Origin of the sequence: Dapis brunnea BLCC-M229 (assembly GCF_050015995.1) — a bacterium.
Classification (GTDB): Bacteria; Cyanobacteriota; Cyanobacteriia; order Cyanobacteriales; family Microcoleaceae; genus Trichodesmium.
This window is the reverse complement of record NZ_JBNHEP010000139.1, coordinates 1-15306: the sequence shown is the minus strand read 5'-3', so window position 1 is coordinate 15306 and position 15306 is coordinate 1. Positions and strand designations below refer to the sequence as shown.

The 15306-nt window shown below is 35.0% G+C and carries 13 protein-coding genes; 10 read left to right on the top strand and 3 right to left on the bottom strand.

Going from position 1 to position 15306, the window contains the following annotated elements; genetic code table 11:
- Positions 1–132 precede the first annotated feature (132 nt).
- Positions 133–1209 (bottom strand): magnesium-protoporphyrin IX monomethyl ester (oxidative) cyclase, encoded by a 1077-nt coding sequence (gene acsF, locus ACP6PM_RS16400; RefSeq protein WP_426586422.1) that lies wholly within the window; start codon positions 1207–1209, stop codon positions 133–135.
- A 906-nt stretch (positions 1210–2115) separates the two neighbouring features.
- On the opposite strand from acsF, the gene ACP6PM_RS16395 reads away from it, so the two are divergent.
- Both ACP6PM_RS16395 and rpmF read left to right on the top strand, forming a co-directional pair.
- Complete coding sequence (locus ACP6PM_RS16395; protein WP_293094867.1) at positions 2116–2595, top strand: NINE protein; 480 nt, start codon at positions 2116–2118, stop codon at positions 2593–2595.
- 176 nt (positions 2596–2771) lie between these two features.
- On the top strand, positions 2772–2948 hold the full coding sequence (gene rpmF / locus ACP6PM_RS16390; protein ID WP_426586421.1) for a 50S ribosomal protein L32: 177 nt from the start codon (positions 2772–2774) through the stop codon (positions 2946–2948).
- 614 nt (positions 2949–3562) lie between these two features.
- Here rpmF and queA read toward each other — a convergent pair.
- The gene (queA, locus tag ACP6PM_RS16385) at positions 3563–4657 is read right to left on the bottom strand and encodes a tRNA preQ1(34) S-adenosylmethionine ribosyltransferase-isomerase QueA (protein WP_426586419.1); all 1095 of its coding nucleotides are present in this window, start codon (positions 4655–4657) and stop codon (positions 3563–3565) included.
- Between the two features lie 351 nt (positions 4658–5008).
- Between queA and ACP6PM_RS16380 the strand changes: the two genes are divergently transcribed.
- Positions 5009–5398 (top strand): hypothetical protein, encoded by a 390-nt coding sequence (locus tag ACP6PM_RS16380; RefSeq protein ID WP_426586417.1) that lies wholly within the window; start codon positions 5009–5011, stop codon positions 5396–5398.
- A gap of 116 nt (positions 5399–5514) precedes the next feature.
- Here the strand turns inward: ACP6PM_RS16380 and ACP6PM_RS16375 are convergent, their stop codons facing one another.
- Positions 5515–6063, bottom strand: coding sequence for a YraN family protein (locus tag ACP6PM_RS16375; protein ID WP_426586416.1), 549 nt, complete (start codon positions 6061–6063; stop codon positions 5515–5517).
- Positions 6064–6115: 52 nt separating this feature from the next.
- On the opposite strand from ACP6PM_RS16375, the gene ACP6PM_RS16370 reads away from it, so the two are divergent.
- The 7 genes from ACP6PM_RS16370 to nusB all read left to right on the top strand — a co-directional run bounded on the left by ACP6PM_RS16370 (position 6116) and on the right by nusB (position 14716).
- Positions 6116–6643, top strand: coding sequence for a pentapeptide repeat-containing protein (locus ACP6PM_RS16370; RefSeq protein ID WP_426586414.1), 528 nt, complete (start codon positions 6116–6118; stop codon positions 6641–6643).
- Between the two features lie 1998 nt (positions 6644–8641).
- Entirely contained in the window at positions 8642–10663 is a 2022-nt protein-coding gene (dnaG, locus tag ACP6PM_RS16365; RefSeq protein ID WP_426586412.1) for a DNA primase, read from the top strand.
- A gap of 56 nt (positions 10664–10719) precedes the next feature.
- A complete protein-coding gene (locus ACP6PM_RS16360) occupies positions 10720–10893 on the top strand; it encodes a hypothetical protein (protein WP_426586410.1) in 174 nt (57 codons plus the stop codon).
- A gap of 802 nt (positions 10894–11695) precedes the next feature.
- Positions 11696–11950: a transposase gene (locus ACP6PM_RS16355; protein WP_426586408.1), complete on the top strand. Its 255-nt coding sequence runs from the start codon at positions 11696–11698 to the stop codon at positions 11948–11950.
- A 403-nt stretch (positions 11951–12353) separates the two neighbouring features.
- Entirely contained in the window at positions 12354–12617 is a 264-nt protein-coding gene (locus ACP6PM_RS16350; protein WP_426586406.1) for a hypothetical protein, read from the top strand.
- Positions 12618–13336: 719 nt separating this feature from the next.
- Entirely contained in the window at positions 13337–14002 is a 666-nt protein-coding gene (locus ACP6PM_RS16345) for a DUF502 domain-containing protein (protein WP_426586404.1), read from the top strand.
- A 90-nt stretch (positions 14003–14092) separates the two neighbouring features.
- Positions 14093–14716 (top strand): transcription antitermination factor NusB, encoded by a 624-nt coding sequence (nusB, locus tag ACP6PM_RS16340; protein ID WP_426586402.1) that lies wholly within the window; start codon positions 14093–14095, stop codon positions 14714–14716.
- Positions 14717–15306: the final 590 nt, after the last annotated feature.

The following is a 15306-nucleotide window of genomic DNA, read 5'->3' as shown; positions in this document are numbered from 1 at the left end:
CTTTCCTAGATAATTTTTATCTATTATGTCCTAATCTTTGCTTCGACTGCTATACCTACTCTCTTTAAACACAAATAAATAGCCTTGTTTGATACAAGGCTACCAAAATCAAAAAATTAATTATTAACTTTCTTAACGAACAGAACTTTGCATAGTAGCAGTTTCAATTGGCTTCATTAAATACAACTTTAAGAATTGCCAACCATTAGATAAATACAGAGGTAACTTCTGTAAAGACTTCACAAAACCTGGCTGATTAGAATTAGCGATCGCCGTCAACTTCTCATTATTCTTCACGCAGACTTCTAATCTTTCATAAAACTGAGGATCTTCCACATCCAAAATTACTGGAAAAACCCTTCCCGAAGTTTCATTAGTCTTCTCAATCACATACTTATCATAATCACGAGCATTCAAACCAATAGAGGCATAAAAATCAGCCCGTTGAATATCATTCAAATACATAGTAGCAAAAACAGAAAGCAAGAAAAATCTACTCCACAATTTTGCCTGCCAATCATTCAGAAATTCTGGTTTAGCCCTCATAATAGCATCAAAGAAATCTCCATGACGATTTTCATCTTGACACCAATTTTCAAAGAAACGGAAAATAGGATAAATTCTATCTTCTGGGTGAGCTTCTAAATGACGATAAATAGTAATATAACGCCAATAACCAATTTTTTCCGATAAATAAGTAGCGTAAAAAATAAACTTTGGTTTAAAGAAAGTATACTTACGACTTTTAGTCAGAAAACCTAAATCCAAAGACAAATTAAAATCCGACATTGCCTTGTTCAAAAAACCAGCATGACGAGCTTCATCTCGTGACATTAAATTGAAACACTCAGCCAAAACAGGGCTTTTATCTTTGAGGCGACGACCTAATTCTTTATATAGTAAAAAACCAGAAAATTCAGCAGTACAAGAACGCTCTAGAAACTCAACAAACAACCGACGAGTTTCCCCATCAATATGCTCCCAAGATTGGGCAAATTCCTCATCCCTGACAAAATGATGGCGATTATAATCTGCACGAAATTCTTCTAAAATGGCGAGCAATTCATCTTCATTTACAGAGATGTCCATTTTAGCCATCTCATCAAAATCTGTTGTATAGAATCGAGGTGTAAGAATAGTTTCTTTAGAGGGGACTTTTACCCCTGGACGCATTTCTTCAAAAGCTGGTTTTTTCAGAGAACCTACCATAAGTTTTGTTGTTTTCTTAATTATGAATCTATGTATATTGACGTTTTCTCCGGCCTAAAAGCACAGAGTCTTAGAATCACTTCCAAGGTTTCCTCTTTCCTTGACAAACCTTAAAATTAACTATCTCTTGGGAGCAATACTTAAACCTTTTCACCGTTTAATAGAACCAATGAAAAAGCCTAATTTAGTTAATCCCAGAGGGCTATATCTTCAGAGGCGTACTAGGATACTAACTCTAGCGTTCTCCTGCGCCCCACGATACGATAATGTATTGCCAAACTTTGATTTTTCTGTTTGTGCGACTTGTTTTAGTTCGCTAGCTAATATTAATAGACCCCATTTCTCATAGAGAGCAATGATTTAAACGGCAGTATATTTTCCACGCTATATAGTTTATCAAGGTCTAGGGGTTTGAAGTATCTAATTTGTGTTAAGAATTGCAAAGCTATGTGTAGTTTTTAATATATATGAGATTTTGGGACTTTCCTAATTACTTAACTACAAATATTGACCGTGACATTAACGCTGCTAAAAACATCAGAAATGAAGGATTACGGATTTTACCAGTGCGCAATTTGCCACGGAACGCAAATGTTAAGACGCACTCAAGAAGACAGGACAGCATCTCGGTACTGCTTCTGGAGAGTCAAAGCAGTAATTTTACAAGGCATTTTTCGCTGAAGGAATAACCCACTCGCATTGAGTCAGTGGATTAGTCATTTTTTTCTTTGAACTTGACTAAATTCCTGCTTAAACTTTAATAATATACCTTCCCTTGAAGTGAATGTTTAAGTTTTCAACACCGTTTGAACTAAGATAGTAGTAAATATTAATTGTCCACTATTTTTAAGATAACCAGCTTGGCAGAGCTGTATTAAGATTAATCATGTTTTGGACTACATCTCAATGAATAATATAGGATATAGTTACCTATTTTGGGCAGCTTGCTTACTAGGCTTAAGTGGATGCCATCGTATTTACAATGGCAAAATTTTTACAGGTCTAGTTTGGCTCTTTACATATGGCTTATTTGGAGTAGGCCAATTTATCGACTTGTTGTTAATTCCCAGTATGGTAGAAGAACATAATACCAAAGTCAGAGCTAAATTGGGTATTTCATCTCAAGGAGTACCACTATATCACTCAAATGGGGCGATCGCTATGAAAGCCTCTGTTCCACAAACCCGTCAACAATTAATGCTTGCCTTACTCAAAGCAGCTTCAGTTAAAGGAGGAAAATTATCTGTTACTCAAGGAGTCATGGCAACAGGAGCTAGCTTTGCAGAAGTAGAAGAGACTATGAAAGAAATGCTCAAAACTGGCTACGTCAGTGTAGATAACCATCCAGAGACAGGGATAGTTATTTACGATTTCCATGAACTTTGACTACTCCCAAGACTAAATTCACAGTAATTCTAAGGATATTCTACAAAAGCTTTTTGGTAATTTGGCAAATAAATAATCAATAAAATATATTAATTGATATTAGTTTGAGTCTTCCATAGTTACTAAAATTAAGGTAAGATAGTAAGCTGTGTCTATTAGAGAATAGAATAACTTTTATGGCCGTACCAAAGAAGAGAACCTCAAAATCCAAGAAAAATATGCGGAAGGCTAACTGGAAACGCCAGGCAAAGCTAGCAGCCAAGAAGGCACTATCCCTAGGTAAATCTGTGTTAACTCAACGTTCCCACAGTTTTGTATATCCAAGTAACGAGGAGGAAGAAGAAGAAGATTAATTAACTGGGGCTTTAATATGCAAATGGTTTACCGAAAAATTTGGTTTAAAGCCTTGGCCTTTTAGGGCAACTTTATCTTATACTTATACATACTACTTATATACGTGGCAAAGGTATTCAACTGCTCTAAAAACCTAGATACTAATCGTAGCGCATTAGCACCTTAATAAAGTAGAGTTATGGAGCGAGTGCACACCGAATTATTGTGCATGGAAAAGCTTTAAGCACCAAGTATCAGAGAAGGAAAGTTTTTGAGGTTTGAACTGTAACGTAGGGAATAGTTCTACAGGCTTTTGTTAGCGTTAGCTCCTCTGTTTCGCTTCGCGACATGAAAAGCGCAGCTCAGACCCAGGAGGCAAGAAGCAATAGAGCAAACGCTTGGTCCGAGAACCATCTCTGGCTTAGGTATCGCAAGGTATCTGATTTAAGTGGACTCATTCAACCTAGAATACTTCCCCAGGCGTTTACGCCGGGGGGTATGTTAACTATTAACATTATACCAATATTGAAAGCCCCTTAGATAGTAGTCCTGAAAAAATGCCTAATATCCACAAATAATATTCCAAACAAAAAAAATATATATATAAATATATAGTTAACTCTAGCAGTCTTCTTTAATTAATCCTAGCAGATGGTAGAATCAACATCGCATCACCAAAAGAATAAAAGCGGTATTTTTGAATAATTGCTTCCTCGTATAAACTTAAAAGACGTTTTCTGCCAATCATAGCACTAACAAGCATTAACAAACTAGAACGTGGCAGATGAAAATTAGTAATTAAACCTTCTACTACCTGCCACTTATAACCAGGATAAATAAAAATATTAGTATCGCCAGAAAATGGTTCAATCGATGAGTGCGGATTACTATTATTAGCTCGTGCTGCTCCTTCAATAGCTCTAACTACTGTCGTTCCCACTGCAATGATTCGTCCACCTTTGGCCTTTGTTTGGTTGATTTTATCTACAGTCAAAGATGAGACCTCAACCCATTCGGAGTGTATATTATGAGTAGTAATATCTTTAACCTCAACTGGACGAAATGTGCCAATACCAACGTGCAAAGTTATAAAAGCTTTTCCAATATTCCTTTGTTCTAGTTTCTCAAGTAATTCATCAGTAAAATGTAAACCAGCAGTAGGAGCAGCGATCGCTCCTGCTACCTTGCTATACACAGTTTGATATTGTTCAGTGAGAGCCTGTGAATCTGTAACATAAGGAGGAAAAGGCACATGACCAAATTGGTCTAAGAAGTTGATTAAAGAAACTCCTTGAGGCAAATGAAATTTTAAAACACGTCCACCAGTTTCTCGATCAGTTGCTAATACTGTGGCTTGCAACTTATAATCACAATCAAAGGATGAATTAGGTTCAAATTCGATTGTTGCCCCATTGATAAAACGTTTACCAGGCTTTACCAAAGCTAACCAAGTATCACTTGTCATTGGTTTCAATAACAAAATTTCTACCTGAGCACCACTTGTTTTACGGCCATAAAGTCGAGCAGGAATTACACGAGTATTATTCAAAACCAGTAAATCTCCTGGTTGAAGTAAATCTAGTAAATCTCTGAAAATACAATGACGGTGTGTCAGTGACTCTACAACCATTAAGCGAGAGCTATCTCTAGGTAGAACTGGATTTTGAGCAATTAGCTCTTCAGGAAGTTGATAGTCATAAGCCTCTATGGACCAATCTACATCGGTCATATTACTGAATATATAACGGGTAATTGGGTAAAATCCCCCATATAAATTAGGGTACTTATCCCCTAGTTATTTGCAATATATAAGAGTGAATATATAAGCATAGATATAGTTGGAGAATACCAGGCATATATACCTGTAGTAGATTAAGGACAATAGATTCTATAGCTGTTTTACACTCCTAAACATTGTAGAACATATACCTAATTTGTTTATAGGGAAGCGGCAATATCCGCCCCGCTTCCTATGACTGTTTCCCAGCACCTTTAATATTTCCTCTGTAGTAGAAAATAAATTTTAGAGGTTAAACCAGGGGAAAATCGACAGTTGTAAGCGGTAAGAGTTTGAATTGATATGGAATACCTTTACTTTTTAGCAAATACTAGCCTGTGTCTCAGAGTAGTTGAATACTTAAACACTGCCGACCGACTACCACTTCAGTTTATGACAGTAATTCATCAAATTGATGGTTGGGTTGTAAAAATCAAAATGAGTCACTACTTGACTCCTCAACAACATGGAGATTTTAGGGCTTTTATGAATGAATTGGGAATACCTTATGATCCTGATATCCGTGTCAGAATGGCACTATGGGGTTTGGAAACTGGACAATCACCCTTAAGTGTGATGAGACGTTATCAGGTAGCAGTGGTTTCCCATGGACAGCCAAATCAAGATGAAATAGAAGCATTTCGTACCCAATTTGTCAAGGGTTTGGGATATTGCCCAGAAACTTTGGGTTAATCTTGAATCAGGCTCTAATTTGTTTGTACCTATACATCTATGAATACTATAATTAATATTAGTATGGGTACAATAACAGTAATATATACTTAATTGATTCTTCACAATTTAAGTATTTAGTCTAAATGAACAATAAAAGCAGAAGAAATATAATTTTGTAAAATTAGTTGATAACCTGCTAACTCAACAGAATTTCCCATCTCAACAGTTAATTCCGATAGTTGCTCTTCTCGTGATGGGGTTATTAGGAACAGAGAATTTTTCTGAGTATAATTACACCTTACTAAGGCTACATCAAATCTACAAGAATAATCTGCTAATTCTGGGCGATCGCTCAAAAACATTTCTGCGGTTTGACATAGTTTGGCTTGCTTTGACTCTGTAACTGCTAGTAGACCATCTTCATCCCAGTTACCTCGACTACGAGTTTTTACTTCCACAAATGCTAAAATAGGAGTATTTGGAAAATTTTGACTAGAGCTATCCCTGAAGGGAGAAGTTTTCATAGCGATAATATCTAATTCTCCCCAGCGACATTGCCACCGTCGATGGAGTATTTGCCAACCTTGTTGATTTAACCATTTTGCCACTAACTCTTCTCCCAAAATACCTTTGTCAATTTTTTGGGAAATATAAGTAGATTGACTAGATGAAGAAAGGCTCATTTTGGTTTATTCTAAATTATGAACTGCTTAGAGTAAATTAGTCAGAAGTAGTATGAATTTCAGACAACAGAAAACTTTCCAAATTTTAGTCAGTTTCGTCTTTTCATTAATAGTATATATCACTGGGATTGGGGCAATAACTGCCTTGATATTTACCAACTCTACACCTACTCTAGCTGATGAGTATAACAAACAAATCTTGGTAGGTGTTGATTTTTCTGGTCGAGACTTAACTAATGATTCATTTACAAAATCTATTCTGCGTAAAAGTGACTTTACTAATGCAAATTTAAGTGGAGTTAGTTTGTTTGGCGCTCACTTAGAAGGAGCTAATTTAGAGGGAGCAAATCTTAGTTATTCTACTTTGGATAATGCTATTTTTAACAAAGCAAATTTGACTAATGCTATTTTGGAAGGTGCTTTTGCTTTCCATACTCAATTTCGTGGGGCAATTATTGATGGGGCAGATTTTACCGATGCTTTTTTGCGAGAAGATACTCAAAAAGAGCTATGCAAACTTGCTCAAGGTAAAAATCCTATTACAGGTAACGAAACAAGAGATACACTATTTTGTGATTAATTAGGGTTTGCTGAAAAGGTCTTATGGGTGAGGGTAGGAGTCAAGAAGACCGAGTTAGGAGGAATAGGGAATTACAGAGTATGTAGTGGGATGTCCCTCAGTTTTTCCGCCCTTGTCCACTCAAAATCCTCACATTTTCAGCTTCAGGGAGCAAAAAGCTTGCACTTTTAGACCACACGCAAAGGGTAAAGCCTTTATATGTAAATGCTTTTAGATTTAATCAGTAAGCCCTAATTATAATTCAGTTATCAGTTAGCTTCCTGTGGAGGAACTGCCTCTTTCAGAGGAGCTTCGCCAACGTTAACAGTACCGACCGCTGAAACATTCGGCTTAAAATACTGAAGTTTATTCTTTTCATTCCCTTAAAAGGGGAGGCTTGAAACCTGATTTTTTAGTCATAATTTTAGTCGGAATAATCAGACAATATCTGTTTATTCAAAAATTTACTAAATACCTCTCTCCCTAGTTAGAAGAGGGAATTTTTTTATATATATTAAATACGAAAATTTTTACTACGATATCAAATTACAAAAAGATAATTATACCAAAATATTGGGCATTTTTACTACATCTTCTTGAGAGCAGAGAGTCGGGAAATTAGGAATAAGATATCTTGACTTCATTGCTATAATCGTTAAAAACATTACTGAACTTTATACCATTTTCAAAATAAAGAATGTTATAGTCTACATTCCACAGTTCAAAACATACTATAAAAAATCAGGGGTCAGGAGAAAATCATGGTGGTCAATAGGAGTAAATAATTAAATATTTATGCTTAATATTTTCCTGAGAATTTGGATGTTGGTGAATGGGTAATGCTTTTGTCTCAAATAGTAAGCATTCAGGTCTGAGCTATTAGCAATCAGCTAATATCAAGGCTAATTAATTAGCCATAATAAAAATTATATAGCTGTGAAGCGAAAAATGTTCTCGCTCTTTCCCCTTATTCCTTACTTCCTATTCCCTAAATTTTTTATTGTGAGTATTCCAAAAGACAAAATATAATTGCCTTTGTCATAGGGATTATTATTAACTGGACTTTAGCGAAAATAAAAAGCTGAGAGCTGACTGCCAATAGCTGAATGCTTAGCTCAAATATCTATGAAAAAACTATAGTTGTACGGTTCATAAATATTTAAGAGTATTACCTAATCACCAACCCCTATGGCTGATTTCCAAGTGCTTTTAGATAGATTTATATATTCAATAATTAATAATTTTTCTGTCGGCGACAGCCGTTTGCGTAGCATGACCTAGGAAAACAATTAATAATTAATAATTACCTCTTCTGTAATAGAAATATTGGTTAAAAGGAAATTTTTTTATCCTTGAAATGAGAGGCTTGAAACCTGAATTTTTCGGTCAAACAATTTGTCTGTGATGGTTAACTATTGTCATCATAATTTTAGTTTTAAATTTTTGCTATAGCTAGGTGATAGAAATCATATATAGCAATCATATTTCAGTTGTAAGATTTTAGTGGTAATTAGGAGTCAACCCACCCCTAACCCCTCCCAGGAGGGGAAATCAGGAGTCAGGAGTCAAAATATAAAAGGATTTTGATCGCTCTTAATTGTTCTTAAATATCTCATAAATTATTCTTGATTGCTATATAAATAAAACATAAAGTATATTATTTGACCACAAATATTCAACGGATTGCTATGAATATTTTGGATACTCCTACTTAGCTGACTTCAAAATTTAGGTTAAATTATTTGTAAGTATTCAGCTAGCTGGGATTTCCTGCGGAATGCGCTCGCATTCATCTTTTGAACGTAATAATTTACTAAGGTCAACTGATGACCAATTTCATTTCTTTCGGAATTATACCCAAACATAACTTTTAATTTTCCTGGGAAACTAATTTCTTCTTCAGTGGATAATTAATTAATAACTCATAGTTCATAGCTGATAACGCAGTTCCTTTGTAATAGCTGACGGCTGTTAGCTCTGCATTCCAGAATAAATACTTACAATTATTTGATAAATTCTATGAATAATTTCCGTTTTCATCAAGATACTATTGCAGAAGTTAAGCAAAGAGCTGATATTTATGATGTTATTTCAGAACATATTGTCTTAAAGAAACGGGGGAAAGATTATGTAGGATTATGCCCTTTCCATGAAGAAAAAACTCCTAGCTTTACTGTTAGTACTACTAAACAAATGTACTACTGTTTTGGTTGTGGTGCAGGTGGTAATTCTTTGAAGTTTTTAATGGAAATTGGTAAGTCTTCTTTTAGTGATGTGGTATTAGATTTAGCTAGACGTCATCAAATACAAATTAAAACAGAATTACCTGAACATAGACAAGAGTTTCAACGGCAAATTTCTCTACGGGAAAAACTTTATGAAATCTTGGCAATGGCTAATAGTTTTTATCAACACGCTTTAAGACAACCCCAGGGAAAAATTGCTTTGGAGTATTTACAAATTTCACGTCAAATTTCAGAAGAAACTATTCAAAAATTTCAACTTGGTTATGCTCCTAATGGTTGGGAAACTATTTATGGTTATCTGGTAGAACAAAAAGGTTTTCCTGTGGAATTAGTCGAAAAAGCTGGATTAATTTTGCCGAGAAAATCTGGTACTGGTTATTACGATAGATTTCGCGATCGCTTAATAATTCCTATTAATGATGTTCAGGGTAGAGTTATTGGTTTTGGTGGCAGAACTTTGACTGATGAACAACCTAAATATTTGAATTCTCCTGAGACGGAATTATTTGATAAGGGAAAAATTTTATTTGCTTTGGATAAGGCAAAAACTGCTATTGCTAAACAAGATAAAGCTGTAGTTGTCGAGGGATATTTTGACGCAATAGCTCTTCATGATTCGGGAATTAATAATGTTGTTGCTTCTCTTGGTACGGCGTTAAGTTCAATTCAAATTAGACAACTTTTACGTTATACGGAATCTAAACAAATTATCTTAAATTTTGATGCTGACCGAGCAGGTATTCAAGCTACTGACCGAGCAATTGGAGAAATAGAAAAACTTGCTTATAGTGGGGAAGTTAAACTGAGGGTTTTGAATATTCCTGATGGGAAAGATGCTGATGAATATTTGAGAACTTATTCTGCTCAAAAGTATCAAGAATTATTGGTTAATTCTATTCTATGGATTGATTGGCAGATTCAAAATATAGTAGGAAGTAAAAATCTGAGTCTGGCAGATGAGTATGCTCAAGCAAATCAAGAAATAGTTAAAATTTTAACGAAGATAACTAATGATAATCAGCTTACTTATTATCTTCAATATTGTGCAGAAATTTTGAGTCAGGGAGATCCTCGGAGAATTTCATTAATTTCTGAAAATTTATTAACTCAAGTTTTTATTAATTGGAAAAAGCTGTTAGCTGAGGATGAATTTTTATCACCACCGTTATTAGTAAAGAAACAATTAAAATCTAATCAGCAAAAAAACAGAAACTTCACTAAGGGCAAAAAAAATAATTCACCAGGGGTTTTATCTCCACCTGTAGAACAGAGTTTATTAGCAGAAGCTGAGTCTTTGTTACTGCGTATTTACTTACATTGTCCTAATTATCGTCAAGATGTTAAAGATGCAATGGAGGCAAGAGATTTACAGTTTAGTTTATCTGACAATAGATTTTTATGGCAGCAAATTATTTCTGTGGAAAATATGTCAGAAAATGAAATTAATAAATCAGATGATTTAATTGCAAATCTGCAAGATAGTTATTTAGAATATCCAGCTCAACTAGCCAAAGTAAAACATCTATTTTATTTAAACGAAAAGCCAGAAAAGAATCTTCTTAGAACATCTTTAGAAATCAGAGCAGCAGTTGCAACTCTAGAATTAATTATATCTATAAAACGTCGTAGTGCGATTTTAAATATGTGGCAAAAAACAAATTTATCTGTTGAGTCAGAATTAGCTGAAAAGTATCAAGAAAAATTTTATTCGGAATCAGAATGGATTCGAGAATTGGAAAGATTAAGACTTACTACTATTCAGGATTTAATTCAAGTACCTTTGGGAGAATTATAGCAGAAGTCATTTCAGTTATCAGTTCTCAAAGGAAGAAGAAAGATGCTGATAAATATTTGAGAATTTATTCTGCTGAAAAGTATCAGGAATTATTCATTAATTCTATTCTATGGATTGATTGGCAAATTAAAAATATAGTAGGAAGTAAAAATCTGAACTTAATAAATGAGTATGCTCAAGCAAATCAAGGAATAGTTAAAACTTTAACCAAGATAATTAAGGCTTGCTGATTAAATATCAAAGCATTGACATTTAAAGGTTTGAGAATTTTTAGGGTTGAAAAAAGTGCGCCTGTTTCAGTTGAAAATGCTCAAAAAGTTAGGATTTTAGGCTAACTATGGCAGAAAAATCAAGGGATAATTCTTGGGAATACCTCCTCTAAATTCCCTATTCCTCCTGACTCCTGACTCCTGACTCCTACCCTTACCAAAATATTTTATTCAGCAAACCCTAATTAATGATAATCAGCTTACTTATTATCTTCAATATTGTGCAAAAATTTTGAGTCAGGGAGGTGCTCGGAGAATTTCATTAATTTCTGAAAAATTATTAACTCAAGTTGTTATTAATTGGAAAAAGATGTTAGCTGAGGATGAATTTTTATCACCACCGTTACTGGTAGCGAAACAATTAAAATATGAGGGCAAAAAAATAATTCACCAGGGGTTTTATCTCCACCTGTAGAACGGAGTTATAACTCAAGCTAAGAAAGAATTAATTTGCTTAAAAGATGTAGCTTCTACTCCACTACAACAATCTCTTAAAGATTTAGACCAGGCATATAAGAATTTCTTTGATAGTTGCAAAGGTAAACGTAAAAGTATCAAGGTCAAGCCTCCTAAGTTTAAATCTAGAAAATCTAGACAAGCTGCTAGATTTGTAGGAGCTAATTATCAAGTTAGTCAAGACAAAATCTATTTACCAAAAATAGGTAAAATTAAAATAGTTTGGTCAAGAAAACTAGGAAGTAAACCTACTTCTGTAACTATTATTAGAGATAGTTGAGGACGTTACTTTGCTAGTTTTGTAGTAGTGACGTTTCGCGAAACGTCACTACTACTACATTGTGCTGAACATTTACCAAAATCTAACAATTCAATTGGTATAGATTTAGGAATTTCAACTTTTGCTACATTGAGTAATGGTGAAAAGATTAAAGCGGCATTACCACTCAAACAAAACCTCAAGAAATTAGCTAAGTTTCAACGCAAGTTTGTTCGTACTGAAAAAGACAGCAAACCCCGTGAAAAGTCACGGGTTAGGGTAGCTAAACTTCATGCTAAATAAAAGACATTAGAACAGACTTCCTACACAAATTGTCAACTGATTTAGTCATAAAATACGACACTATTGTACTGGAAGTATGACAATGTTTCTGGCATGATTAAAAACCGAAAACTTGCCAAAGCAATTAGCGATTTAGGTTGGCAACAATTCCTAACTTTGACCGAGGCTAAATCTGAGAAATATGGTCAATAATTTAGGGTAATAAACAGATGGGAACCCACAATTCATTAATGGATAATGGATAATTGATAATTACCTCGGGTTTTAACCGAGAGGATTGAATATAAGGAATATTTTCTTTTCTCTTGGTCGAGGGATGGCGAGGTCTCCTCGCCATCCCTCGACCGCTTTTTCCCCTATCCAAGGGGAGGCTTCAAGGCGTGAATTATTTAATTATTAATTCTTGAATTACCTATTTGTAAAAAGTGCAGTTGTTGTGGTTTCACAGGAGGCAAACAGAAGCTCAATATTAGATAATGGACTTGTTTTAATTGTGGCACGTTTCGTATGGAGAGATGCCAATGCTGCTGTCAATATTTTAGAAGTTGTTCAACCAAAAACCAAGGTTGAAACACCAGTAGAAAATTCAGTTCAACTATCTTTTTTGAATGTAGTCGCCGTTCGCGTAGCGTCCCGGAGGGAAGGGTCAACGGTCGATTATTTATAGGACACGGAGGAAACGTAACCCACCCCCATCCCCTCCCGAGAGGGGAGTAAGAGGGGTGGGTGGGTGCAGCAGACTCCAATGATGTGTCAACCCCCTCTGAGTCATTCGTTCAACTTCGGTTGTTTGATTGATGGATGGGAATCCCGCGTTGTCTGGTAGAGCAACGTCGGGAGGATGTCAATACCATTCATATTCTCTGTAGACTCAAAGGGGTATTTTATGTAAGGTTTTTCAATTCCCCTGATTATTTGTAACTTACATTCCGTACGTCAATTTATAACATTAAAAGTAGTATAAAAATCGGTAAGTGGCTAGGTATTTATACTATATAAATCGTATTAATTGACTTTTCTCATTTGTCAAATTCTGGGGTTGGTGATTAAGTAATGCTCTTCAATATTTATTTATGAACCGTACAACTATAGTTTTTTCATAGAGATTTGAGACAAAAGCATTACCCATTCACCAACGCCAGTTTTCAAGGTGCAAACACTACACTTAAATAGCTAGGTTTTTACGGTTGAATACCTTTGTGCTTTTCTGACTATAACATACGCCCACTCATGGGCGAGGCTTTAAACCCAATTTTTTGGTAAATAATTCAGTATTCAGAATCAAAAATAGTTAATCTGAAACCTTAGATATAAAATATAGTAAATAAATTTGATTTTCGGCTGGAGTAAAAAATATCTAGCCAGTTATGAGGAAGTGGGTGATCGGTGTTCCAACGCATAAGGCAGGACTTAAAAAATGACCTAATCGCTGGTCTATTGGTAGTAATACCATTAGCTACCACAATTTGGCTGACTATAACTATTGCTCGGTGGGTAATTGATTTTCTCACCAAGATTCCAAAGCAAATTAATCCCTTCGATGGTTTACATCCAATTTTGGTAGGTTTGCTAAACTTCTTAGTAGGACTAGCAGTACCATTGCTAAGTATCCTAATAATAGGGCTGATGGCCAGAAATATTGCCGGAAAATGGCTGTTAGATTTAGGTGAGAAAATACTACAAGCAATTCCATTTGCTGGCTCAGTTTATGGCACTCTAAAACAAATACTAGAAACCCTTCTGAGGGATTCTAACGAGAGATTTCGCCGTGTTGTACTTGTAGAATACCCACGTCGAGGCATTTGGACTATAGCTTTTGTCACTGGTACTATAGGTGACGAAATTAAATCTCATTTAGGAGATTCAATGTTAAGTCTATTCATTCCTACAACTCCAAATCCCACATCTGGTTGGTACGCCATAGTATCAGAAAAAGATGTGATTAATGTTTCTTTGTCAGTAGAAGACGCTTTTAAAGTTTTAATATCTGGTGGAATAGTAAATCCCAGTTCATCAACAGCAGTTAGTCAAGAAAAAATATCCAACAATTAACTCAAACCAGCACTTCTAGATCAAGAATAATATCAACAACTTTCTACAGAAGAGGATTAAACAGATTAGACTAGAATACTATACAAAATTATGAAAAAAGCACCCCGTTCTACAGCTCGCGAACTAGCCTTGCTTGGCCTAAGTCAATTACCAGCAAATTCAGGGAGTTTAGAAAAAAAGCAACTTCAAGAAGTTGTATTAGCAGCAGTTCGGACCTTAAGAACAGAGGCCCAAGATATTTTAGAAACTGCAGCAGGAGAGCTACAGAGGGGTAGCGATCGCCTTCTGAATAGTCAGATTGGCACTACTGATATTGAAACTGCCAGAGCAATGGTCCATGAAGCGATGGAGTTAGGCCAAACAGCAATCAATCGTATTGGTACTGCCGTTGAATTACCAGAAATTATTCAACTTACTAATCAATTAGAAGTTCGCAGCTATACAATGGAAATTTTGACAAAAGTAAATGTTAATAAAGAGGAGATTGATAAATTACTGAGAGAATCAATAGTAGATTGGCAAATAGAACGTTTACCCAGAATCGATTTAGATATACTCAGAATTGCAGTAGCAGAAATGATGTTTATTGGAATTCAAGAACAAGTGGCGATTAGTCAAGCAGTAGAACTAGCTAAGCGTTACAGTGGTGAAGATGGGCATAGGTTTATTAATGGAGTATTACGAAGAGTTCTCAACAAAATTAATATAATTTGAGGAATTATATAGTCAAAGTCAAAAGTTAAAAGTTGGATTTGACTGAGGCAGGAATTAGAAAACAAGACCAGAGGTTGTTGTGAAAAACTATAGCGCTATAGTTTATGTTCAGTTGAGTTTCAATTTGAGGGGTCATATCTCAAACTCAAAAGTTAAGAGTTAGATTTGACTGAGGCAAGAATTAGAAAACAAGACCAGAGGTTGTTCTGAGAAACTATAGTTTATGTTCAGTTGAGTTTCAATTTGAGGGGTCATATCTCAAACTCAAAAGTTAAGAGTTAGATTTGACTGAGGCAAGAATTAGAAAACAAGACCAGAGGTTGTTCTGAGAAACTATAGTTTATGTTCAGTTGAGTTTCAATTTGAGGGGTCATATCTCAAACTCAAAAGTTAAGAGTTAGATTTGACTGAGGCAAGAATTAGAAAACAAGACCAGAGGTTGTTCTGAGAAACTATAGTTTATGTTCAGTTGAGTTTTAATTTGAGGAGTCATATGTCAAAGTCAAAAGTTAAGAGTTAGATTTGACTGAGGCAGGAATTAGAAAACAAGACCAGAGGTTGTTGTGAAAAACTATAGCGCTATAGTTTAT

Bases quoted from the DNA above. Each gene is read 5' to 3' on its own strand.
- ACP6PM_RS16395 (WP_293094867.1), top strand. From the start codon at position 2,116: ATGAATAATATAGGATATAGTTACCTATTTTGGGCAGCTTGCTTACTA.
- dnaG (WP_426586412.1), top strand. From the start codon at position 8,642: ATGAATAATTTCCGTTTTCATCAAGATACTATTGCAGAAGTTAAGCAA.
- ACP6PM_RS16380 (WP_426586417.1), top strand. From the start codon at position 5,009: ATGGAATACCTTTACTTTTTAGCAAATACTAGCCTGTGTCTCAGAGTA.
- ACP6PM_RS16375 (WP_426586416.1), bottom strand. From the start codon at position 6,063: ATGAGCCTTTCTTCATCTAGTCAATCTACTTATATTTCCCAAAAAATT.
- nusB (WP_426586402.1), top strand. From the start codon at position 14,093: ATGAAAAAAGCACCCCGTTCTACAGCTCGCGAACTAGCCTTGCTTGGC.
- acsF (WP_426586422.1), bottom strand. From the start codon at position 1,209: ATGGTAGGTTCTCTGAAAAAACCAGCTTTTGAAGAAATGCGTCCAGGG.
- rpmF (WP_426586421.1), top strand. From the start codon at position 2,772: ATGGCCGTACCAAAGAAGAGAACCTCAAAATCCAAGAAAAATATGCGG.
- ACP6PM_RS16370 (WP_426586414.1), top strand. From the start codon at position 6,116: ATGAATTTCAGACAACAGAAAACTTTCCAAATTTTAGTCAGTTTCGTC.
- queA (WP_426586419.1), bottom strand. From the start codon at position 4,657: ATGACCGATGTAGATTGGTCCATAGAGGCTTATGACTATCAACTTCCT.